The organism is Bradyrhizobium sp. WSM2793 (assembly GCF_000379585.1).
In the GTDB taxonomy this organism is placed as follows: Bacteria; Pseudomonadota; Alphaproteobacteria; order Rhizobiales; family Xanthobacteraceae; genus Bradyrhizobium.
The window spans coordinates 37774-60221 of record NZ_KB902775.1 but is presented as its reverse complement, the minus strand read 5'-3'; the positions used below and the strand labels follow the sequence as shown (position 1 = coordinate 60221).

General features: G+C 64.0%; 23 protein-coding genes. 9 read left to right on the top strand and 14 right to left on the bottom strand.

From position 1 onward, the window contains the following. Positions 1 to 14: 14 nt before the first annotated feature. Positions 15 to 668: a phosphoribosylglycinamide formyltransferase gene (gene purN, locus A3AS_RS0110385; RefSeq protein ID WP_026201865.1), complete on the top strand. Its 654-nt coding sequence runs from the start codon at positions 15 to 17 to the stop codon at positions 666 to 668. Positions 669 to 679: 11 nt separating this feature from the next. Here purN and A3AS_RS49975 read toward each other — a convergent pair whose 3' ends face one another. Genes A3AS_RS49975 through A3AS_RS0110365 form a run of 4 tightly spaced genes read right to left on the bottom strand, consistent with a single transcriptional unit; the run spans position 680 to position 2091 of the window. Beyond that, positions 680 to 1036, bottom strand: coding sequence for a DUF6678 family protein (locus A3AS_RS49975; RefSeq protein WP_371260666.1), 357 nt, complete (start codon positions 1034 to 1036; stop codon positions 680 to 682). Beyond that, on the bottom strand, positions 1033 to 1449 hold the full coding sequence (locus A3AS_RS0110375; protein ID WP_018317527.1) for a type II toxin-antitoxin system VapC family toxin: 417 nt from the start codon (positions 1447 to 1449) through the stop codon (positions 1033 to 1035). Before A3AS_RS0110375 ends, A3AS_RS49975 begins: the two co-directional genes overlap by 4 nt. Continuing rightward, positions 1446 to 1856 (bottom strand): hypothetical protein, encoded by a 411-nt coding sequence (locus A3AS_RS0110370; RefSeq protein ID WP_018317526.1) that lies wholly within the window; start codon positions 1854 to 1856, stop codon positions 1446 to 1448. The genes A3AS_RS0110375 and A3AS_RS0110370 overlap by 4 nt, the downstream gene beginning before the upstream one ends. A gap of 28 nt (positions 1857 to 1884) precedes the next feature. After that, complete coding sequence (locus tag A3AS_RS0110365; protein ID WP_007591938.1) at positions 1885 to 2091, bottom strand: cold-shock protein; 207 nt, start codon at positions 2089 to 2091, stop codon at positions 1885 to 1887. Between the two features lie 379 nt (positions 2092 to 2470). Here A3AS_RS0110365 and A3AS_RS0110360 point away from each other — a divergent pair, with 379 nt between their 5' ends. Next, complete coding sequence (locus A3AS_RS0110360; protein ID WP_026201863.1) at positions 2471 to 3613, top strand: autotransporter outer membrane beta-barrel domain-containing protein; 1143 nt, start codon at positions 2471 to 2473, stop codon at positions 3611 to 3613. Between the two features lie 9 nt (positions 3614 to 3622). Here A3AS_RS0110360 and A3AS_RS0110355 read toward each other — a convergent pair whose 3' ends face one another. Next, positions 3623 to 4663, bottom strand: a complete 1041-nt coding sequence (locus A3AS_RS0110355) for a LysR family transcriptional regulator (RefSeq protein WP_018317524.1) — start codon at positions 4661 to 4663, stop codon at positions 3623 to 3625. 71 nt (positions 4664 to 4734) lie between these two features. On the opposite strand from A3AS_RS0110355, the gene A3AS_RS0110350 reads away from it, so the two are divergent. From A3AS_RS0110350 to A3AS_RS0110330, 5 genes are all read left to right on the top strand, one after another. Beyond that, positions 4735 to 5352: a hypothetical protein gene (locus tag A3AS_RS0110350; RefSeq protein WP_018317523.1), complete on the top strand. Its 618-nt coding sequence runs from the start codon at positions 4735 to 4737 to the stop codon at positions 5350 to 5352. Next, entirely contained in the window at positions 5339 to 5959 is a 621-nt protein-coding gene (locus tag A3AS_RS0110345) for a GNAT family N-acetyltransferase (protein ID WP_018317522.1), read from the top strand. Before A3AS_RS0110350 ends, A3AS_RS0110345 begins: the two co-directional genes overlap by 14 nt. A gap of 25 nt (positions 5960 to 5984) precedes the next feature. Next, positions 5985 to 6548, top strand: a complete 564-nt coding sequence (locus A3AS_RS0110340) for an isochorismatase family protein (protein ID WP_018317521.1) — start codon at positions 5985 to 5987, stop codon at positions 6546 to 6548. A gap of 30 nt (positions 6549 to 6578) precedes the next feature. Further along, a complete protein-coding gene (locus tag A3AS_RS48245) occupies positions 6579 to 6749 on the top strand; it encodes a hypothetical protein (protein WP_018317520.1) in 171 nt (56 codons plus the stop codon). A 218-nt stretch (positions 6750 to 6967) separates the two neighbouring features. Beyond that, on the top strand, positions 6968 to 8350 hold the full coding sequence (locus A3AS_RS0110330; protein ID WP_018317519.1) for an aspartate aminotransferase family protein: 1383 nt from the start codon (positions 6968 to 6970) through the stop codon (positions 8348 to 8350). 183 nt (positions 8351 to 8533) lie between these two features. Here the strand turns inward: A3AS_RS0110330 and rnd are convergent, their stop codons facing one another. Both rnd and A3AS_RS0110315 read right to left on the bottom strand, forming a co-directional pair. Further along, positions 8534 to 9682, bottom strand: coding sequence for a ribonuclease D (gene rnd, locus A3AS_RS0110325; RefSeq protein WP_018317518.1), 1149 nt, complete (start codon positions 9680 to 9682; stop codon positions 8534 to 8536). Positions 9683 to 10034: 352 nt separating this feature from the next. Next, positions 10035 to 10934: a LysR family transcriptional regulator gene (locus A3AS_RS0110315; protein WP_018317516.1), complete on the bottom strand. Its 900-nt coding sequence runs from the start codon at positions 10932 to 10934 to the stop codon at positions 10035 to 10037. Between the two features lie 103 nt (positions 10935 to 11037). Here A3AS_RS0110315 and A3AS_RS0110310 point away from each other — a divergent pair, with 103 nt between their 5' ends. Beyond that, positions 11038 to 12027: a zinc-dependent alcohol dehydrogenase family protein gene (locus A3AS_RS0110310; protein WP_018317515.1), complete on the top strand. Its 990-nt coding sequence runs from the start codon at positions 11038 to 11040 to the stop codon at positions 12025 to 12027. A 214-nt stretch (positions 12028 to 12241) separates the two neighbouring features. Here A3AS_RS0110310 and A3AS_RS0110305 read toward each other — a convergent pair whose 3' ends face one another. The 6 genes from A3AS_RS0110305 to A3AS_RS0110280 form a co-directional block, all read right to left on the bottom strand. Continuing rightward, positions 12242 to 13576 (bottom strand): ABC transporter substrate-binding protein, encoded by a 1335-nt coding sequence (locus tag A3AS_RS0110305; protein WP_018317514.1) that lies wholly within the window; start codon positions 13574 to 13576, stop codon positions 12242 to 12244. A gap of 11 nt (positions 13577 to 13587) precedes the next feature. After that, the gene (locus tag A3AS_RS0110300) at positions 13588 to 14457 is read right to left on the bottom strand and encodes a carbohydrate ABC transporter permease (RefSeq protein WP_018317513.1); all 870 of its coding nucleotides are present in this window, start codon (positions 14455 to 14457) and stop codon (positions 13588 to 13590) included. After that, a complete protein-coding gene (locus tag A3AS_RS0110295) occupies positions 14454 to 15404 on the bottom strand; it encodes a carbohydrate ABC transporter permease (protein ID WP_018317512.1) in 951 nt (316 codons plus the stop codon). Before A3AS_RS0110295 ends, A3AS_RS0110300 begins: the two co-directional genes overlap by 4 nt. Position 15405: 1 nt before the next feature. Continuing rightward, complete coding sequence (locus A3AS_RS0110290) at positions 15406 to 16254, bottom strand: phosphodiesterase (RefSeq protein ID WP_018317511.1); 849 nt, start codon at positions 16252 to 16254, stop codon at positions 15406 to 15408. Positions 16255 to 16492: 238 nt separating this feature from the next. Beyond that, on the bottom strand, positions 16493 to 16750 hold the full coding sequence (locus tag A3AS_RS0110285) for a hypothetical protein (RefSeq protein ID WP_018317510.1): 258 nt from the start codon (positions 16748 to 16750) through the stop codon (positions 16493 to 16495). Between the two features lie 19 nt (positions 16751 to 16769). Further along, positions 16770 to 18242 carry a YdiU family protein gene (locus A3AS_RS0110280; RefSeq protein WP_018317509.1) on the bottom strand — a complete coding sequence of 491 codons (1473 nt, stop codon included), beginning with the start codon at positions 18240 to 18242 and terminating at the stop codon, positions 16770 to 16772. A gap of 196 nt (positions 18243 to 18438) precedes the next feature. Between A3AS_RS0110280 and aspS the strand changes: the two genes are divergently transcribed. Further along, entirely contained in the window at positions 18439 to 20211 is a 1773-nt protein-coding gene (gene aspS / locus A3AS_RS0110275) for an aspartate--tRNA ligase (RefSeq protein ID WP_018317508.1), read from the top strand. Between the two features lie 173 nt (positions 20212 to 20384). On the opposite strand, the gene A3AS_RS0110270 is transcribed toward aspS, so the two are convergent. Beyond that, positions 20385 to 22355, bottom strand: coding sequence for a hypothetical protein (locus A3AS_RS0110270; RefSeq protein WP_026201862.1), 1971 nt, complete (start codon positions 22353 to 22355; stop codon positions 20385 to 20387). Between the last annotated feature and the right edge of the window lie 93 nt (positions 22356 to 22448).

Here is a 22448-nt window from a genome sequence, read left to right as displayed (position 1 = left end):
TGACTGGCGCTGCGATGAAGCGTCGCGTCGCCATCCTGATCTCCGGCCGCGGCTCCAACATGTCCGCGCTGATCAGGGCCGCCACTGCTGCGGATTTCCCGGCGGAGATCTCGCTCGTCATTTCGAACAAGGCCGATGCGCTCGGGCTCGAGCGGGCCAAGGCGGCCGGCGTGAACACGCTGGTGATCGAGAGCAAGCCGTTCGGCAAGGACCGCGCCGGCTTCGAAAAGGTGATGCAGGCGGCGCTCGACCAGCATGGGATCGAGCTGATTTGCCTCGGCGGCTTCATGCGCCTGTTCACGGCCGAGTTCACCAGGGCCTGGTACGGGCGGATGCTCAACATCCATCCGTCGCTGCTGCCGTCCTTCCCCGGCCTCGATCCGCACGGCCAGGCGCTGCGCGCCGGCGTCAAGCTATCAGGCGCGACGGTGCACTTCGTCATCCCCGAGACCGATGCCGGCCCGATCGTGATGCAGGGCGCGGTTCCCGTCAGCGATCACGACACGGGGGATACGCTGTCGGAGCGCATCCTCGAAGTCGAGCACCGCATCTATCCCGAAGCGCTGCGGCTGCTCGCGACCGGCAAGGTCCGGATCGAGGGCGATGTGTGCAAGACGGACGGAAGTTCCGCGTCGGAGAATTTTCTGGTTGCGCCGGTGGTGAGCTGAGTCGATCCGGCTTACTCGATATAGTCTGCCGCCTCGCCATTGCGGACATATCCGTAGATGCGAAAACCCGCAGTGGTCTTCTCTCCGACAAACCGGATCCGTTTCAGGATCGCGCGGACACGCTCGCGCTGAGGCGTCGTTTCGACGGACAGTTCAGCCCATTCCATCCAATTCCATCCTGCGCTCATCCAGTGATAGAACCATTCACCATCCCAATGGCTCAGGTTTCCGGTTTCCAGGTTTCGGCAGCGGAATCGAGGTCGACAGGGCGGGGGAAGATCGAGCACGGCCTCCCACAGTTCGCGCCATTTGGTGTCATTAGCGACCGCGTAATATTCCGACGGTTGGATCTTCGGTCTATCGCTCACGGCGCGGCGAACGGATCGAGCGTCGCTACGCCGGTCGATTCAATGTCGGCAATGTTGCGCGTCACCAGTGTCAGACCGTGGACCTTGGCAGTGGCGGCGAGCAGGCTGTCAATAAGCGGCAGTGGATTGGGAATTCCAAGGAGGGCCCAAGTCTCGGCGATGGTCTCATCGATGGGTAGAACCCGATCAGCGAGTCGGGTTCTCATCTGAGAGAACCATCGGTCGAGGGATTTCGCCTGGAGAGGATCATTTCGCCTTTTCAGCTCGATGCCCCGGCGAATTTCGGCCAGAACTAAGACACTGGTACCGATCTCCCCCGCTGGCGTCTGATTAACCCAACGAATGACATTTGGGTCGGCGCGCTCGCGCTTGCGTATTTCGGAGATGACGTTGGTATCGACCAGAAACCTCACAAGTCGAGCTCTCGCCAGCCGTCGCGCCTTGGCCGATCGAAGACACCGTCGAATGCTTCATCGGGAAGCTCGGAGCCGAAGACGTCGAAGGCTGTCTTGACGCCGGGATTTTGGAGGGCGCTAGCAAGCGTTGATCGAAGTGCTGCGGCTCGCTCCGGTTCGTCGCGCAGGGTTTCGGCCAATGCACGGATGAGGCCCGCGTCTTTCTTAGCAGCTTGGACTTCGACCCTAACCAGACCCCGCGCCGCAGCGCGGCGCCGATGGGTCCGGGTTGCCTTTCGCTGGGACTTTGTTGCCACGTCATGCTCCGCAATTTCCGGTAATATAACCGGAAATTGTCGGAAGGTCGAATGGATAAGCAGGGAGCCCAAAACAAAATCCCCCGGCAGAGCCGGGGGCAACGTCATGGTCTCTCGCGTGTAGCCTTGAGAGAATTCAGGAGACCTTGAGGTTCTCCGCGGATGCCTTGCCGCGGTTCTCCACGAGGTCGTATTCGACCACCTGGTTCTCGTTGAGGGTCGAAAGTCCGGCACGCTCGACGGCGGAGATGTGGACGAACACGTCCTTGTCGCTGCCGTTCGGCTTGATGAACCCATAGCCCTTGGTCGGGTTGAACCATTTGACGGTGCCCTTTTGCGGCATCCTCAGTCTCCTCCACTAGATATAAAAAAGACGCGGCCGCTTTTCGCGTGCCACGCCACAAACGGGCTTCCGGGAGTCTGTTCGAGTCTTGAATCTCAATGTCGCGAAACGCACAGCAGAGCGGCCAATTCCGATTGTGTCCAACATTGCAACATGAAAATCGCCCGTTAGCAAGCTGCGGTTAAATTTCAAGGGCAGACGGATTGTGCCGTTCTGCAATTTCCGACCTGTGGCCGCGGAACCACAATCGAGGGCAATAGCCTCGGTGACCGCGGGCTAAGCGGTTGACCCTCCGTGGCAGTTCGGCACAAATCGCGACATGCGTGCGCCGCGCGTGTTGCATTTTTGCGCGCCGCCATTTGCTTCGGGATTTGTCGTCATGTGCTGCACATCGCAGCCGTCCGGGACACGGCAGACGATCGGGCTGGACCGCGTCCGCAGGGTCGCGGCAGCGATCGCGGCGGCGTTTGCGATCGTCGTGATGATGTCGGCCACGTCGCCGGTCTTCGCGCAAAGCCCGACGCCTACGCCGACCCCGACACCGACGCCCACGCCGTCACCCACCCCGATCCCGTCCCCGTCGGCCGGCAACGCTGCGCTCGATCTCGGCTCGAACTTCCTGGAGCGGCTCGGCAACCAGGCGTCGAACGGTTTCAACCGGACATTCCGCACCAATCCCGGCGGCGGCGGTGCGTCCGCCAGCACTGAAGATCCGCGCTACCGCACCTGGTTCGAGGGCTACGGCCTCTCGGTCCGGACCGATGCGCAAGGCGACTTCGTCGGCGACCGGCGCAAGACGGTTGGCGGCGTCGCCGGCTTCGGCGCGCGCGTGGCCCCGGGCGTCAATCTCGGCTTTTCCGTCGACCAGAGCCATACCGACATCGACGTGCCGCTGGCGCTGCAATCGGCCACGCTCGACCTGACGCAAATCGGCTTCAACGGCTCGGTCGACAAGGGGCCATGGACCTGGGCCTTTGCCGTGGTGCACGGTTTCGGCAAGGTCCGTTCCAGCCGCGACACCGGCCTTGGCCTTGCGACCGCGGGCTATCGCGCCGCGGTCGACGGCGCGCTGACCGAGATCAGCTATTACTGGACCAAGGACCAGATGCGCATCGTGCCCAAAGGCGCACTGGAATATGTGCGCGCCACCAGTGCGGCGTTCCAGGAGGTCGGCGGCCTCGATCCGCTCAACGTCGGCTCGACGGCGCTCTCACGCGCACGCATCATGATCGGGGCCGAGATCGGCCGCTACTTCATCATCGACCAGAAGATCCTGGACCTGTCCGGCTACGGCAAGTTCGTCGACAATTTCCACCAGGATCTGGGCTCAGTCCAGGTCAGCCTCGGCGCTCAGAACATCGTCGTTCCCGGCATCGGCGAGAGCCGTTACGGCGTGGATGCCGGTGCCTCGGCTTCGCTCAGCTTGACCAGCGTGGCGCGGCTTTACGTCAATTACGACGGCAAGTTCCGCAACGAGCTGACCTCGCACCAGGGCACGGTCGGCTTCGAATATCGCTGGTAGCGCAGCCTCTTAGGTCGGCGTCGCCGCGACATATCCCGTCAATCCAAAACCCTCGCGCGCCGCCGTCATCATCGGCACCAGCGCGTTCGGATGGATGAACTCGTCGCGGAAGCAAGGATAGGTCTTGGGATCGAAGATCTTCTTCAGCCAGTCGACCACGATCTTGTGGCGCTCGGAGGTGCGGAATTCCCGGTGATAGGTGAGCCAGAGATCGGCGTGGTGGCTGACGCCGAGATCGACGGCGATCAGCGGCGCGCCGAGCGCGGTCGAGACCGTCGGCAGGAAGCCGATGCCGGCGCCGCGCTCGACTGCATAGAGCACGCCGACCGAGGAATTCGTCTTGATCCCAACGATGCCCTCGAGCGACTTCAGTCCGAGCACGCGCGCGTAGGCGCCGTCGTCGACCTGCGGCGCGCTCTGCTTGATGATGCGGTGGTTCTTCAGGTCGGCCAGGGTCGCCGGCACGCCGTAGAGGTTTTCGTATTCCTTGGAGACGAAGGGATAGATGTGCAGACGCCCGAGCTTGGCGACGATCAGATCCGGATTGGTCGGTGGTTCGAGCTGGATCGCGATGTCCGATTCAAGCCGTGCGACGTCGGCCTGCTCCATCGCGCAGCGCAGATCGACGGTGATCCTGCGGTAGGTCTTCTGGAAGTCGATCAGTCGCGGCAGGATCCAGAAATTGCCCGGGCCTTCCGTCACCGCGACGCGCACTGTGCCTGATGTGTCGTTCGACGACCGCGCGGCGCGCCGGAAGACGTTGAAGGCATGACGCTCCATATGCGCAACGTCGGCGATCATTGCGATGCCTTCATCGCTGAGCGTGAGCCCGCTCTGGTCGCGCAGGAACAGCTTGCAGCCGATGCTCTCTTCGAGCCGGTCGACGCGGCGCATCAGCGTGGTCGAGGTGAGCCCGAGCTCTTCGGCGGCATTGCGAAAACTTTTATACTTTGCGCACGCTAAAAACAGTTTCAAATCGTCCCAGGACGCGCCCAGGACTTCTTCACGGTGCTGCGTCATCGCAGCACCCCGGTGCAATAACTGCTGCATACTCCTGATCCCCAGCCGCTAAGCTCGTCGGCGTAGCGGGGCACGAAAGTTTCGAACGATAGAGGCGTGACATGGGTATGGAAAGGGGCTCGTTTGCCGCAAGGCATGATTTCGACGCCTTGCCGCTGAGCCCGGATGTGGATGTCCGCTGTGCGCAATTGTCCGAAATTGCACCGCTTTCGCAGATGGCGCACCGGCTGGTGCCGGGCGTGCGGATCGGGACAGCCGAGCTTGCGCATTACTTCACGTTCGATCCCCAGAGCATCCTGACATTCAGCCGGAAGGGCGATCTCGTCGGCGGCATGGCCTTCCTGTTTCTCAATGACCGCGGGCACGATGCGTTGCTCCTCGACGAGATCTGCCTCACCGCGCCCGAGACGCGCTATCTCGCTTCCGCGAACGAAGAGGTCGCTGCCATCTATATCTGGGCGATCGCGGCGACGGGACGCGGTATCGCGGGTCTCGGCAAGGCTGCAGCACATCTGCGACAGCTAAGGTTCCGCAGCGCCGATTGCTATGCGCAGCCGTCAACGGTGGCCGGACGCGACATCATGAAGGCGACCGGCTTTGCGCCGGTCCCGAGCTTCCAGCCCGACCTCTGGTGCTACGAGCGGCCCTGGCATCGCCAGCCGCTGCGCATGCCGGGCGCGATCATCCAAGCAAGGAGTTTTGCAGATGCACGGTACTAGGATCCCTGTCGCCCAGCCCTGTTCCCGCGCCATCACCATCCGCCTTGCGCGCGATCCAAGCGATCTCATGCTGGTCACCGCCATTCGCTCGGCGGTCTATCTCGCCGAGCAGGATTGTCCGTTCGAGGAGGAGTTCGACGGCAACGACATGGTCGCGGCCCATTTCATCGGCTTCGTCGGCAACGAGCCCGCAGGCTGCCTGCGGGTGCGCTTCTTCGGCGATTTCGCCAAGGTGGAGCGGCTCGCGGTCCGTCACCAATACCGGCGCTCGCGCGTCTCGTTCAAGCTGGTGCAGGCCAGCGTCGACTATGTGAAGCGCAAGGGCTTTCGCAAGATCTACGGCCAGGCACAGGACAGGCTGGTCGATTTCTGGGCCCATTTCGGCGCCAAGCCGCTCGGCCACAATCGCAAGATCACATTCTCGGATTTTTCCTACACGGAAATGCTGCTGGAGATCGAGCCGGGCCCGGACGCGATCACGCTGGACAGCGATCCGTACGTGATCATCCGCCCCGAAGGCGATTGGGACCGGCCGGGCGTGCTCGACGCCTCGGCGGGGCGGGCGGTGACCTCACCGCTGCGGGATCTCGCGCTCGCCGACCGTTGAAACTGATGCAGCTCTGCGCAAGACAATGCTGGCTTCCATCCACGATGATCCGCCGATCCTGATTTGCGCGGATCTCCAGGTCGAGTATCTGACCCCTGGGCGCCGCCACGTCGTCCTCGACGGCGACGCCGTCACGACGCGCTGCCTGGAACTGCTGACCTTGTGGCGGGGCAATCTCTGGCCGGTGATGCATCTGAAGCGCATCGCGCAGGCGGCGTGGTTCAATCCGGCATCGAGGCTGACCGATTGGATCGCGGAGACCAAGCCGCGGCCGGGAGAGATGACGTTCGATCATCCGCTGCCGTCGGCCTACAGCTCGTCGCGGTTTGTGGACTACATGTCCAATATCCGGACCGTGCGCTGCATTCTGATCGGTTTTTCCCTGGACGAGACCATCCTGGCCACCGCAGCCGAAGGGTTTCACCGCAGCCATCGCTACCAGGTCGTCGCTGACGCCGTGGCTTGCCGGCAGCCGGGTACGGGCGATTCCGCCGCCTATAAGCATGCGGTAGTGAATGTCATCGGGAATTTTGCTACAATCCAGTCCAGCGCCGAACTGATCAGAACCAGCGGCGCCGTTGCGGTGTAGGCGGCCGCGGCCGGCGGATGGGGTGAGAGATTGTCACGGGGAGACGAGCTCAAGGAGCTGGCGAGCGATCTGTCGCGTGCGGCCGAGAGGGCGCGCGGGCTTGGTTTGCCGACGACGGTCTATCTGCTCTCGATGGCGCTGGTGGAGGTGAGGGAGGCCGCTGCCGGCGCTGACGACGGGCATGACGACGACGCGGCATGAGAGATGCTCCACATGTTGCTTCGTCATGAGCGGATTTGTCACGTGCGGCAATGTCACGTGCAGCTTTGTCGCGTGCATTTTTGTGCATCGCTGCCGAGCGCTTGCTGCCGACGAATTGGCGTTGCAAGTTCTGCGCTGTCGCAATAGCCAAGGTACTTGATCATCGAGTGATGACGCCGGCTATGCCTGCGACGTGACGCTTTCAAGGATCTCCGCAAATGTCCATGCTGCCCAATTCGCAAGAGGCCCGGGATGTAGCCTATCAGCTCCATCCCTACACCAACGCGCGCACCCATCAGCAGGCAGGTCCCCTGGTGATCGAGCGCGGCGAGGGTCCTTACGTCTTCGATGCGTCGGGCAAGCGCTATTTCGAGGCGATGGCCGGCCTGTGGAGCGTTGGGCTGGGCTTCAACGAGAAGCGGCTGGTCGAGGCCGCGCACAAGCAGATGCAGGCGCTGCCGTTCTATCACACGTTCTCCGCCAAATCGCACGGGCCCTCGATCGACCTCGCCGAGAAGCTGGTCGCGCTCGCGCCTGTGCCGATGAGCAAGGTGTTCTTCACCAATTCCGGCTCGGAAGCCAACGACACCGTCCTCAAGCTGATCGCCTATCGCTCCAACGCGCTCGGTCAGCCGCAGCGCAAGAAGGTGATCAGCCGGATGCGCGCCTATCACGGCGTCACCATTGCCTCGGCGAGCCTCACCGGCCTGCCGAACAACCACCGCTCGTTCGACCTGCCGCTGCCGAACATCCTGCACACGGGCTCGCCGCATTTCTACAAGGACGGCGCGCCCGGCGAGAGCGAGGAAGCCTTTGCGACGCGTCGGGCCGAGGAACTCGACACGCTGATCCAGAAGGAAGGGCCCGATACGATCGCGGCGTTCTTCGGCGAGCCGGTGATGGGCGCGGGCGGCGTCATCGTGCCGCCGGCGACCTATTGGGACAAGATCCAGGCGGTCCTGAACAAGTACGACATCCTGCTGGTCGCCGACGAAGTGATCTGCGGCTTCGGCCGCACCGGCAAGATGTTCGGCTGCGAGACCTACGGCATCAAGCCCGACGTGCTCGTGGTCTCCAAGCAGATCACCTCGAGCTATTTCCCGTTCTCGGCGATCATCATGAACGACCGCATGTTCGAGCCGATCGCGGACGAGAGCAACAAGATCGGCGTGCTCGGCCACGGCTTCACTGCGGGCGGTCATCCGGTCGGTTCGGCGGTTGCGCTGGAAAACCTCAAGATCATCGAGGAGCGCGGCCTGGTCGCACATGCCGCCGAGCTCGGCGCTTACATGCAGGGCAGACTGCGCGAGCTCACCAGCCATCCGCTGGTCGGCGAGGTTCGCGGCGTCGGCATGATCGCGGCGATCGAGCTCGTGCTCGACAAGGGCCGCAAGACCGCAGCGGCGACGCCGGGCGCCGTCGGCGGCATCGCCAGCCGCATGCTCCAGGAGCGCGGCGTGATCTCGCGCAACATGCTGGACGCCATCGCCATCTGCCCGCCGCTGATCGTCACCAAGGCGGACATCGACGGGCTGGTGGACGCGATCTCCGGCGTGTTGAACGACATGAAGGCGGAAGTGGCCAAGCTGACGCCGGCGTAACTGCTGGGCCCAACTCTATCACCGTCACCCTGAGGTGCTCGCCTCTTTGGCGAGCCTCGAAGGGCGACGGCCCGGCTGCTACTGCGCGGGCGTTCATCCTTCGAGGCTCATCGTGCGGTGCGTTGCACCGCCCGCCTCGCACCTCAGGATGACGAGCTAACAGTTGATCCGCTCAGCTGAACATTACGCCCGCTGAACTCCGATCACGCGGCCTTTCTCGACCGCCAGTGCCAGCTCGCCGCGCTTGAGCTTCAAGGCAGCGTCGCCGAACAGCTCGCGGCGCCAGCCGCGCAGTGCCGGCACGTCGGCTTCGTCGTCGGCCGCGATCTCCTCGAGATCGTCGACGGTCGCGATCACCTTGCTGGCGACCGCATGCTTCTCGGCGGTCATGCGCAGCAACACCTTCAAGAGCTCGACGATGGCGGCGCCGTTGTTGTTGTTGCGCGGCTTCTCCAGCTTCGGGAGCGTCGAAAAATCCCGCGCCAGCCCGCGCTCGACCGCGGCGACGATGTCCGCGCCCCATTTGGATTTCTCAAAACCCTTCGGCACCGAGCGCAGATGGGCGAGCTTTTCCAGAGTGTTCGGCGCGTGGGTCGCGATATCGCTGATGGCCTCGTCGCGCAGCACGCGGCCGCGCGGCACGTCGCGGCTCTGCGCCTCCTGCTCGCGCCAGGCGGCGACCTCCATCAGGACCGCGAGATCCTTCGGCTTGCGCACGCGCGTCTTGAGCCGCTCCCAGGCCCGCTCGGGGTGGAAGTCGTAGGTCCGGGGGGAGGTCAGGACCTCCATCTCGATGGAGACCCATTCGCTGCGACGGCGCTTCTTGAGGTCGGCATCGAGCGCTGCGAACACGTCGCGCAAATGCGTGACGTCGGACACGGCGTAGTGCATCTGCTCCTTGGTCAGCGGCCGGCGCGACCAGTCGGTGAAGCGGTGGGTCTTGTCCGGGCGGTGGCCGGTGACTTTCTCGACCAGCGCGTCGTAGGCGATGCTGTCGCCGTACCCCAGCACCATCGCGGCAACCTGGGTGTCGAACACCGGATGCGGGATGATGTTGGCCTGGTGCCAGATGATCTCGATGTCCTGACGGGCGGCGTGGAAGACTTTCAGCACGGCCTCGTTGGCCATCAGCTCGAAGAACGGCTTGAGGTCGATCCCCTCGGCCAGGGTATCGACGACGACGGCTTCCTCGGCGCTGGCCATCTGCACCACGCATAGCAGCGGGTAGTAGGTGGTCTCGCGCAGGAACTCGGTATCGACGGTAATGACGGGGTGCTTGGCCAGCCGGCTGCAGGCAGCCGCGAGGTCAGCGGTGGTGGTAATCAAATCCATGAACGGCCCATGACACTTGATATCAGCCGTTCTGCCGAAAGCGCTGTGATGTCAAGGGGCTCGATGCGAATTCGAGCCTTGTATTTGAACGGAAATCGCTTTTTCCGACGAAATTCCTATTCGTAGCGGACCCGGTGCGAGGATTTGCGGGCGCAGGGCAACGCCACCACGACCACGCACATGGCGACCAGCGCCAGCCCCAGGAACTCGAAAACCAATAGATCCACGGCGAAATCTCCAGAAACATTGATAGATTTGTCGGGGGTGCGTTGAGGGTCTGTTAATTGCGATGGTTACCGGCGGCGCGGGGAGGCCGGATGGTGGATGGGGGGTTAACGGCGGAAACCGCCCTTCATGTCATCAGCTTCGGCAGGGCTGCGGCCAAGGTATCCACGGCCACCCGGACCTTTGGCGGCAGCCGGGGTGAGCGCGGCCATAGCGCGTGGCATTCGTAGAGGAATTCCGGTTGGCCGCTGAGGAGCCTGATGAGCGCTCCGGTGGCGAGGCGCTCGCGGACCAGCCAGTACGGTAGCCAGGCGAGCCCCATGCCCTGCGTGGCGGCATCGGCAATCGCCTCGAGATCGTCGAGCCGTAGCCTGCCGGACGGCATGATCTCGCGCACGGGCCCGCTGCCTTGTGGAAATAGCCACGGACGGATGCGCCCCGAGCGGCGATAGATGATCGCCTGATGCGCGGTGAGATCGTCGATCGATTTCGGCTTGCCGCTCGCCCGCAAGTACGAGCGCGCGCCGCACACCACCATGCGCTGGCTTGCGATGCGGCGTGCGATCAGGCCGGACTGGTTGATGAGATCGCCGGTCCGGATCGCAAGGTCGTAGCCGGCCTCGATGAGGTCGGTGATCGGATCGCCGAAGGAAAGGTCGAGTTCGAGCCGCGGATGTTTTCGCGCGAGTTTCATCAGCAAGGGGGCAATGCAGTGCCGGCCCAGCAGGGCTGGCATGGTCACGCGGAGCCTGCCGCGCGGCTCGGACAGTTCGTCGGTAACGACGGCATCGGCGGTGTCCGCTTCGAGCAGTACCGCGCGGCAGCGCTCGTAATAGGCCTGGCCCGCGTCAGTCAGGCTCTGTCGCCGTGTGGTGCGGTTGAGGAGGCGGACGCCGAGGCGCTCTTCGAGGAACCGCACATGCTTGCCGACCATCGGACCCGACATCTCCAGGGCGTCGGCCGCGGCTGCGAACGAGCCGAGGTCGACAGCCCGGACGAACACGGCCATGCTGGTCAGGCGGTCCATGATTGAAAACTCCTGGTTTCGACTGTTCGCTCACTTTGCCGATTTATTCACTTCCTCAAGATCGGCATAGCTCCATTCAGTTCAATTGTTTTGGAGTGTATCCATGGCCCGCGTCGTTCGCTTTCACCGCCATGGCGGTCCCGAAGTGCTCGGTATCGAGACCGTCAACGTTCCGCCGCCGGCGAAGGGCGAGGTTCAGATTCGGATCAGGGCGCTCGGCCTCAACCGTGCGGAAGCCCTGTTCCGGTCGGGGACCTATATCGAGACCGCCCAATTTCCGTCCGGTCTTGGTCTCGAGGCGGCGGGTCTTGTCGAGGCTGTCGGCGAAGGCGTGGCCGGCTTTGCGCCGGGCGATGCCGTCAGTATCGTGCCGCCGACATCCATGGTGCGATGGCCGGCTTATGCGGAGCTCGCAACTTTTCCGACCGAACTCGTCGTAAAGCATCCATCCGATCTAAGCTTCGAGACAGCGGCAGCGCTATGGATGCAGTATCTGACGGCCTACGGCGCGCTGGTTGACATCGCCGGACTCTTGCGAGGGGACGTGGTCGCCATCACGGCGGCATCGAGCAGTGTCGGGCTTGCAGCAATCCAGATCGCGAACCGGATCGGGGCTGTCCCGGTCGCCCTGACCCGGACATCGGCCAAGCGGCGAGCCTTGCTCGATGCCGGTGCCGCTTACGTCGTGGCCTCAGACGAGGAGGACATCGCAGCGCGGCTGGCGGAGATCGCCGGTTCAAACGGCGTCCGCGTGGTGCTTGATGCCGTCGGCGGTCCGGCGTTCGAGCCGCTGACTGCGGCGATGGCGCCGGGCGGCATCCTGATCGAATATGGCGGGCTGAGTCATGAGCCGACGCCGTTCCCACTCTTCAATGTGTTGACCAAGAGCCTGGTCCTGCGCGGCTACCTCGTGCACGAGATCGTCCGCGATCCGACGCGACTTGGGCAGGCCAAGACTTTCATCCTCGATGGGGTGGCGGACGACGCGTTGAAGCCGATCATCGCGCGAACGTTCAAGTTCGAGGATATTGTCGAGGCGCATCGCTTCCTGGAGTCGAACACGCAGTTCGGCAAGATTATCGTGACGATCTGAGGTCGCGCCTTTCGAGGTGTAGTTTCGTAGGGTGGGCAAAGCGAAGCGTGCCCACCATCGCTCAATAGATAGAAAGGTGGGCACGGCGCTGTGCGCCTTTGCCCACCCTACGAGATCGCGTTCGTGGCTCGCAGGATGGATTACGCCCGCGACGGCGTTTCACGCGGTCGCGGGCTAATCTTACTGCGTGACTAATCCACCCTACAAGGCGGCCTTACGGCAGCTTCAACGACGTCTCCGCATTGTACGGCTTCAGCGTCTCATCCGCGGCCTTCTGGGCGGCGGCGAGGGCTTCCTTCGGCTGCTTCTTGCCGTTGAGGACCAGCATCACCTCGTCCTCGAGGTTCTTGCGCACCGGCACGGTCTTGTAGGTCGCGAACCAGGGCTTTGCGACGTCGAGTTGCTCGACGGCAGTCTTGGCGTCGGGGTTCTTGTTGAGGAAGTCGACCATCTCGGGCGTTTTGTAGGCGGCCATGTTGGGCGCGAAATAGCCGGTGGCGCGGCTCCACCAGCCGCTCTTCTCGGGCGAGGTCATCCACTTGATCAGCGTCCATGCAGCCTTCTGCCTGTCGGCCTCGAGGCCGGCCGGAACGATCAGCGAGGCGCCGCCGATCGGCACGGCGTTGCGGACGTTGCGCGGGATGAAGGCGACCTTGTAGGCGAACTTGGCGTTGTCGCGCACGTAAGTGAGCGAGCCCGTCGACAGCATCATCATCGCGGCGTTGCCGGAGATGAAGGAAGTGCTGACGGCAGGGCCAGGCGTGGCGCCGGGGGCGTGGACCTTGTGCTTGTAGACGAGGTCATTCCACCAGGTCAGTGCGCCGAGCATCGAAGGCGTGTCGTAATAGACCTCGCCGCCGAACTCCTCGTTGTAGTAGCGCCCGCCATTGCTCATGGTGAGCGTTTCCATCATCCAGCCGCAATAGTCATACGCGCAGGGGATCGCGATGCCCCATTGGGTCACCTTGTCGCCCTCGCGCTTGGTGAGCTTCTTGGCCCAGTCGGTGAGCTCGGCCCAGGTCTGCGGCGGCTTGCTCGGATCGAGGCCGGCTTCCTTGGCCTTGTCGGCGTTGATGTAGAGCAGCGGCGTCGAATTATGGAAGGGCACGCCGTAGACCGAGCGGTTGATCACCGCGTTGCCCTGCAGCGCCGGGAAGAACTGGCCGAGGAACTGCTCCTTGGTGGTGCCGTCGGCCTTGATCAGGGCATCGAGATTGGTGAGCTCGTTCTCGATCTGCATGTCGAGCAGGAAGTTCGCCGACATGATCACGGCGGACGGCGGCTTGCCGGCCTTGATTGCGGCGCGCGTCTTGATCAGCGTGTCGTCATAGGAGCCGGTGTAGACCGCGGTCGCCTTGACGTCCGGATGGGTCTCGTTGAACTCCTTGATCAAGGTGCCCATGTCGCGGGCGAGCTTGCCGTCGACGGGGACGGGGAAGAACAGATCGATCTCGGTCGGGCCTTCGCCGGCGAGCGCCGGAAGGGCGAGGGCACTTGCCATGGAGCCTGCCATGGCAAGGCCGAGCATGAGCCTGCGGGAAAACAGCATCGAAGAATCTCCTATTTGATGCCTGAGGTGACGAAAGAGCTGATGAAACGCTTCTGGAAGATCAGGAAGGTGATGAGCAGCGGGCCGATCACCATCAGCGTGCCGGCGGCGATGGTGCCCCAGGCCTGCGTGCCTTCGGCGGTCTTGGTGAAGACGGAGAGCCCGACCGTGAGCGGCCGCTTGTCCGGCGAGTTGATCACCATCAGCGGCCACAGGAAGTCGTTCCAGTGGCTGGTCACGGAGATGATGGCGAAGGCGGAGAAGCTCGGCATCGACAGCGGCACGTAGATGTGGCGGATGCGCTGGAGGAGGCTGGCGCCGTCGATCAGGGCTGCGTCTTCCAGCTCGGTCGGAATCGCCTCGAACGCCTGGCGCATCAGGAAGGTGCCGAAGGCGGAGGCGAAGAACGGCATCATCACGCCGGTGAGCGTGTCGTAGAGGCCGAGTTGCGCCACCAGCGACAGGTTCGGCACGATCAGCAGCACCGGCACCAGCATGAGCTGCATCAGGAACAGATAGAAGATCGGCGTCTTGCCGACGAAGTCGAGGCGCGCAAAGGCAAAGCCCGCCAGCGTGATCGTGACGAACTGCACCAGCAAAATGCCGGCACAGATGATCGTGGTGTTAAGCGTGTAGCGCGGGAAATCGCCGATCTCCCAGGCATCCCTGACATTGTCGAGCGTCGGCTTCAGGCTCGGCATCAGCTCGGCCATGGCATTGATGCCGTCGGAGGCCGGGCGCAGCGTCGCCACGACCATCCACAGGAACGGAATGAGCCAGACGATCGCGAGCAGCACGGTCAGCAGGAAGCCGAGCTTGGGCGTGATCTCGTTGCGGGTGGCGAGCGGGGCGTCCTTGTAGATGGCGTCGATCAGCTTCATGGCCCGCCCTCGCGATTGGCCATGGTGCGGAAGGAAAGCGCGGTGAGGCCCATCAGCGCGGCGAGCGTCAGCAGCGTCGCGGCCGAGGCCTTGCCGACGTCGTAATGCTCGACCGCCTGCTGGTAGATGTAGAACAGCACGAGGTTGGTCGAATTGGACGGCCCGCCCTGGGTCATGACGAAGACGTGGTCGACCTGCGTCACCGCGTTGAGCGTGGCGATCACGATGACGAACAGGAAGGTGGGCTTGAGCTCGGGCAAGATGATGTGGCGGAAGCGCATGTAAGGCCCGGCGCCGTCGAGATGCGCGGCCTCCATCACGTCCTCGGGCACGGCCTGAAGGCCGGCGAGGAAGAACAGCATGTAATAGCCGGCGTTTTTCCAGATCGTGATGATCATGATCGCGTACAGCGCGATGTCGGGATCGCCGAGCCAGTTCGGCAGCACCGGAAGCAGGCGGCCGATATAGAAGTCGAGCAGGCCGACATTGGGCAGGAAGATGAACATGAACAGCGCCGAGGCCGCGACCATCGGGATCAGCACCGGCAGGAACAGCGCCGCCCGCAGCGCGCTGCTGACGGCGTTGGTGCGCGACAGCGCCAGCGCGAACAGCAGCGCGAGGCCGATGCTCGGGATCGCCGTGCCGATGGCATAGACGAGATTGTTGACGACCGCGCCGGTGAAGGCGGGGTCGGCCAGCACCGCGCTGATATTGTCGAGGCCGACGAAGCGGACCGGCGCCTTCGGCGTGGCGCGCTGGTAGAGCGCATCGATGAACACGCGGCCCATCGCGCCATAGGTGAACAGCGCGAGAAAGACCAGCGAGGGCAGCAACAGGAGATAGGCAGGCAGCGAAGCTTTGAAGCGCGTGCCGAGGCGCTTCAGGACGTCCAGGCGCGGCGCCGCCGAGGTCGCGACCGGAAGAGCCGCGGGTTCGGCGAGGCTCATCTCACCGCGCCGGGAAATTGAGCGCATAGTCGCGGCCGTCCGTTCCCACGGGTGGTTCGAAGGGAAAGCGCAGACTGGTGTCGAGGAAGTCGTGGCTGTGCACGACGAGGTTCTCGTCGTCGATCAGCACGACGCCATAGGCGGGCGGCTCGTGGCTTGCGAGGTGCGGCGCGTCAGCGTCGAGCTCGAACCAGACCTGGTGGTTGGTGCCGCGCAAGGTGGAGAACGGGATCTTGCCGTAGCTGCCGAAGATCGGGCGGTGGACGTGGCCGAAGAAGAGGTGACGGATGCGCGCGCGATAGGGCGCGATCACCTCGGCGAACTCCGCGCTCTGTTTCAGCCCGATCTCGTCCATCGCGTGGACGCCGATCGGGAAAGGCGGATGGTGCATGAACACGACGAATGGCTGGTCGGCGGGCGCGGCCGCCAGCGTGTTGGCAAGCCAGTCGAGGCGCTTGGCGCACATCTCGCCGGCGTGGCTGGTTTCGTCCAGCGTGTCGAGGAAGACGAACAGGCCGTGCTCGGTGGTCTTCGTGCCCTGCACGAAGCCGTTTGAATCGCGCGGCGCGGACTTGAGACCGTCGAGGCAGGCGACGCGCTTGTCGTGATTGCCGACCATGGCGATATACGGGATTTTCAGCGCGGCCATCGCGTCTGCGAAATTGGCGTAAGATTCCGGCTCGCCCCAATGGGTGAGGTCGCCGGTCACGACAGCGAAGGCGGCGTCGGACTGGTGCGTGTTGATGTCGGCGATCGCCGCATCCAGCCGCGCGCGCGGATCGAGGCCATAGAGCGTCAAGCCGGGGTTCGCCAGATGCGTGTCGGTGAGGTGGATGAATTTGAAGGGCATGGCGCGCTTTGTCGGGACGGTTGGAGGATGGGTGCCTCCGGCAGGACGACCCTGACAGGCGGTTAGAGCGCGTGTGTTTCAGTTTGATGACAGTGGTTCCCGTGTCCACAGCAGCGCGCTGCGCACGGTGGATTAGCCGAAGGGGTAATTCAAAGTTCCGGCTTACCTTGAGTTGCGGTGCTGCGCGGAGCAGAGCTAATCTAAGCGCGCAAACTTGGTTCTTGTCCCGCGGATCGAGCTAACGGTCGATCGCGCGCAGGCGCTTGATCTCGGCGATCAATCTCGGAATGTCCTGTCGCGCGTTGGCGATGAATTCCTGATCGGCGAGCGTCGCGCCAGTGAGGTAGATGTCTTCGCCTCCGGTCTGGACGAAGTCCGATCCGCTTAGTTCATCGCGCTTCTCGATGAACGATTTCCAAGGACCCGCGGTCGCCTGCTCGCAGCGCGCCTTGATCGCTTCGATCTCGTCATCTTTCAGGGCCGAGAGCTGCGTCATCTTGCAATCCAGAACAGGTTTACGTCCCACAAAACGTCCGCAACACCCGCTGGTCCGGCAGCGGCGGATCGGCGTAGGCGGCAAACTCCGGCTGGTCCTCGAACGGCTTGGCCAGCACTTGCACCAGCTCCTCGAACGGGGCGTAGTCGTCGTCGTTGACCGCAGCCTGGATCACAGCCTCGACGCGGTGGTTGCGCGGGATGAAGGCCGGATTGACGGCGTGCATCGCGGCTTGCCGCTCGGCTGCGCTCTGCGGCTCCAGCGCGATGCGTGCGCGCCAGCGGCCGGACCACTCGTCGAAGGCTGCGGGCTCCATGAACTGCGCACGCGCATCGGCGCTGTCATCAACGGCGGAATCGCCGAGCTTGCGGAAGGTGAGGGTGAAGTCGGCCTGGTTCTTGGCCATGGCTTCGAGCAGGTCCTGGATCAGGGTGTCGTCGCCTTCACGCTCCGTGAACAGGCCGACCTTTTTGCGCAAGCCGGCTTGATAAGCCGTGCTGAAAATCTCGGAGAAGGCGCCGAGAATGTCCTGGGCTTCGGCCACCGCCTTCTCCTGCTCGTCGGAGAACAACGGCAGCAGGCACTCGGCGAGGCGGGTCAAATTCCACAGCGCGATGCGCGGCTGATTGGCATAGGCATAGCGGCCCATCTCGTCGATCGAGGAGAACACCTGTGCGGGGTTGTAGGCGTCCATGAAGGCGCAGGGGCCGTAGTCGATGGTCTCGCCCGAGATGGAGCTGTTGTCGGTGTTCATCACGCCGTGGATAAAGCCGACCAGCAGCCAGCGCGCGATGAGCTCGGCCTGGCGGGCGACGACGCCGGCGAGCAGTTCGTGATAGGGCCGTTCCGCATCGCGCAGCTCCGGATAGTGCCTGGCGATGACGTGGTCGGCGAGCCGGCGGACCGCCTCGGTGTCACGCCGCACGGCGAAGAACTGGAAGGTGCCGACGCGGATATGGCTGGAGGCGATACGCGTCAGCACCGCGCCCGGCAGCGCGGTCTCGCGGATGACGTGCTCGCCGGTGACGGCGGCGGCGAGCGAGCGGGTAGTCGGGATGCCCAGCGCATACATCGCTTCGCTGACGATGTATTCGCGCAGGACCGGTCCGAGCGCGGCGCGGCCGTCGCCGCGGCGGGAGAACGGGGTGGGGCCGCTGCCCTTGAGCTGGATGTCCCGGCGGACGCCGTCCTTGTCGATGACCTCGCCGAGCAGGATGGCGCGGCCGTCGCCGAGCTGCGGGACGAACTGCCCGAACTGGTGGCCGGCATAGGCCATGGCGATCGGATCGGCGCCGTCGGGAACCGTCTTCCCCGCCAGGATCGCCGCGCCTTCCGCCGTCTCCAGCAGGTCAGGATCGAGCCCGAGCTGGACCGCCAGCGGCCGGTTCAGCTTGATCAGCCGGGGGGCGGCGACAGGGGTCGGCGCGACGCGGGCAAAGAAGCTGTCGGGCAGCGCCGAATAGGAGTTCTGGAAGGGGAAATGCACCGTCATGCCCTCAAGATAGGGCTGGAACGGCTGATGGCAAAGGGATGGGCCCAGATCGGGCAAAAATGGGCGCTTCCGGCCCAAAACAGGCCGTTCCCTTGGTTGCCGCCCCCGGCCTCGTCGGGTAAACCCTGCCGCAATCTCGGACCGGCCGTGACAGGCGGTCCGATTCGCTTCCACCGACATCATTTTTGGGACGACCATGCATCGCTACCGGTCACATACATGCGGCGCGCTCCGCGAGAGCAACATCGGCGAGACGGTCCGCCTGTCAGGCTGGGTCCATCGCGTCCGCGACCATGGCGGCGTGCTGTTCATCGACCTGCGCGACCATTACGGCCTGACCCAGTGCGTGGTCGACCCGGACTCGCCGGCGTTCTCGCTGGCCGAAAAGCTGCGCTCGGAATTCGTGGTGCGGATGGACGGCAAGGCCCGCCGCCGCCCCGAAGGCACCGACAATGACGATCTGCCGACCGGCAAGATCGAGATCTATGTCACCGAGATCGAGGTGCTGGGCCCGGCCGGTGATTTGCCGCTGCCTGTGTTCGGCGACCAGGAATATCCTGAAGACATCCGCCTGAAGTACCGCTTCCTCGACCTGCGTCGCGAAAAGCTGCACCAGAACATCATGACGCGCGTCGAGATCATCAAGTCGATGCGCCGGCGCATGGAGGGGCAGGGCTTCTTCGAGTTCAACACCCCGATCCTGACCGCGTCCTCGCCGGAAGGCGCGCGCGACTTCCTGGTGCCCTCGCGCATCCATCCCGGCAAGTTCTACGCGTTGCCGCAGGCGCCGCAGCAGTACAAGCAGCTGCTCATGATGAGCGGCTTCGACCGCTACTTCCAGATCGCGCCCTGTTTTCGCGACGAGGACCCGCGCGCCGACCGTCTGCCGGGCGAGTTCTACCAGCTCGACGTCGAGATGAGCTTTGTCACGCAGGAAGACGTGTTTGCGGCGATGGAGCCCGTGATCACGGGCGTGTTCGAGGAGTTCGCCAAGGGCAAGCCGGTCACCAAAGGCTGGCGCCGGATTCCGTTCGCCGAGGCGCTGCGCAAATACGGCAGCGACAAGCCGGATCTGCGCAATCCCATCGAGATGCAGGACGTCTCCGAGCATTTCCGCGGCTCCGGCTTCAAGGTCTTTGCGCGCATGCTCGAAGACCCCAAGAACCAGGTCTGGGCGATCCCCGCGCCGGGCGGCGGCAGCCGCGCCTTCTGCGATCGCATGAATTCGTGGGCGCAGGGCGAAGGCCAACCCGGACTCGGCTACATCATGTGGCGCGAGGGCGGCGAGGGGGCAGGTCCCCTTGCGAACAATATCGGTCCCGAGCGCACCGCGGCGATCCGCGCGCAGATCGGCACCAAGGAAGGCGATGCCGCCTTCTTCGTCGCCGGCGATCCCGACAAGTTCTGGAAGTTCTCAGGGCTCGCCCGCAACAAGGTCGGCGAGGAATTGAACCTCACCGATAAGGAGCGGTTCGAGCTCGCCTGGATCGTCGACTTCCCGATGTACGAGTACAACGAGGACGACAAGAAGGTCGATTTCTCGCACAACCCGTTCTCGATGCCGCAGGGCGGCCTCGATGCGCTGAAGGGCCAGGATCCGCTGACCATCAAGGCGTTCCAGTACGACATCACCTGCAACGGCTACGAGATCGCCTCGGGCGGCATCCGCAACCACGTGCCGGAAGCGATGGTGAAGGCGTTCGAGATTGCAGGCTACGGCGAGCAGGAAGTGGTCGACCGCTTCGGCGGCATGTACCGCGCGTTCCAGTACGGCGCGCCGCCGCACGGCGGCATGGCCGCCGGCGTCGACCGCATCGTGATGCTGCTGTGTGGCACCACGAATCTGCGCGAGATCTCGCTGTTCCCGATGAACCAGCAGGCCATGGACCTCCTGATGGGCGCCCCGTCGGAAGCGACGACCAAGCAGCTTCGCGAGCTGCATGTGCGGGTGAACCTGCCGCAGAAGTGAGTGTGCCTTGCCTCTCCCCGCATGCGGGGAGAGGCCGCCTCGCATCGAAGATGCGAGGCGGGTGAGGGGGACTCTCCGCGAGTCTAACTCTCACCGTGATTGCGGAGGCGGCCCCTTACCCCAACCCTCTCTCCGTAAGAACGGGGCGAGGGAGCGCGCACCGCCGCCGTCACCTACAACCCCGTCGACGCCTCGATCCTGAACTGCGCCAGCGCGATGATCGGCTCGTTGTCGAGGACGTCCATGAGCTGAAGTACCGGCAGCTTGCCGAGCGGCGTCAGCTTGATGGTCAGCGTCTGGCCTGATGCCTCGATGAAGCCGGCCAGCGCATCGACCGCGGCCTTGGCATCGAGATTTGAGGCGGCGATCTTCTCGCCCTGCGCCCGGATCATCGCAACGAGGGCGCTGCGCGCGGCATCACGGCTGACATTCTGCACGCGCGCAAACTGGGCCACGACAAGATCGACAACGCCGCGATCGCGCAACGACAGCTCGATTGCGCCGGTCTCGACCTGCGCCAACTGGCCCATAGCCTCGAGCGGGTCCGTCGTGGTGAAGAGGTCGCGCGGCACCTTGGCGAGCGCCACGCTTACCTGCGCTTTGGCGAGGTTGCCGAGATCGAGCGTGGCCGGCGCCAGCGCGAATGCGCCTGACGCTTCCGTCCAGGCCGCGCCGAGATCGAGGTCGATCGCGAGCTTGTCCACGCCTGCCACGATCAGCGGCTGCAGCGCCGGATTGGCGGGATCGGTCGGCGTGACCATCTTCACGACCAGACTGGCCTTGCTCGGGATCGATCCCACCAGCTGGCCCCAGTTCAGGCTGATCGTGTCGACGGTGATCGGCTGCCGCGAGTTGTTATGCGGCGCAACCACGCCCTTGATCTCGGCGCCTTCGAGCACGCGGAACAGTCCGAGCATCTGATCGGGCGAGGGCGGTTGCCCGGGATTGGTGAGACCCGAAGCCCAGCGCATCAGGTTCGGCATGCTGAAGGATTTGAGCGCGAAGCGCTCCATCTTGAACTGACCCTGCGGCGAAGGTGCATCGACGCCCTCGATCGCGAATTCGCCCTGCCGGTAGCGGATCGCGTTGATCTTCCCTGTTCCCTGCGGTGTGCCAATCGAGGTCTGGCCGATCTCGGCCTTGCCGATGCGAATAGCGTCGTAGAATCCGGCGACCTTCTTCATCAGCTCGCGCGTTTGCGTCGGCGTTGGCGAGGCCGACTTATCCTGCGGCAGCATGGCAAACATCTCGAACAAATGGAGCTTCGACGGCTGCACGTCGATGTCTTCCATGGCGAAGCCGTCGATATCCATACGCAGGCCCAGCGCGGACTTGAGTACATAAGGGCCGGCGGAGATTTGTCGGTAGACCCGGCGGTAGCTGTCGTCACCGCTCGTCTGCGGATCGAGTGCGGCGAGGATCGGGGTCGAGTCGAAATCATTGACGATCATGCCGGAGATCTCGCCAGTCAGCTTGTCCGCCTTGCCCGGCTGCGTAACGTTGATCGTGAAGGTGGCGCGGTCCATCTTCATTGCATCGACTTTGCCGCGGCCGAGGTTTTGGAGCGCGAGGCCCGAATAGACCACTTCACCGCTGCCGCCGCTGCTGCCGGCGTCGAAACTGATGTTGATGGACGGGATCATCACGGACGTTGCCGTCAGGCTCGCGAACTGGTCGAGCACGAACCGGTACATGTCGCTCAAGGAGCTCGATGCCGGCACGTTTTCAACGCGCAGGGGGCCCGCATAGTCGCGCAGCGTCACCTGCGGGATCTTGTAGGCCACTTTCAGCTTGCCGGGGCCGACTTCATCCAACGCAATCTCGACACCCGAGATGTCGATGCCGTCAGCGGCAAAGCGAGTCTCGCCGATCTGGCGGACGCCCGAGCTCTTGAAGGCGCCGATCTTGACGTGCCCCTGCAACGGGTTGCCGGGATCGATTGCAATGTCCTCGATCGTCAGCGTCCGGCTCGACCGCTCGAAGGCGATCTTGCCGTGGCTGGCTTTGCTGCCGCCGGCGCGAAGCCGCTCGAACGCCGCCTCGACCTCGCTGGTCATCCGATGCTGGACATAGAGGTTGAAGCCGAACCATCCGCCCGCGCCGAGCACGGCTGCCACGATCAGGCCGATCAGGATTCGCTTCATTCCCAGCTCCAGTTGCTCGTTTTGCACCGCGCAACCTGCCATATTCGCGAAACGCCGCGCGGTCCACGGAAAGCTATGATTTTCAAATATTTG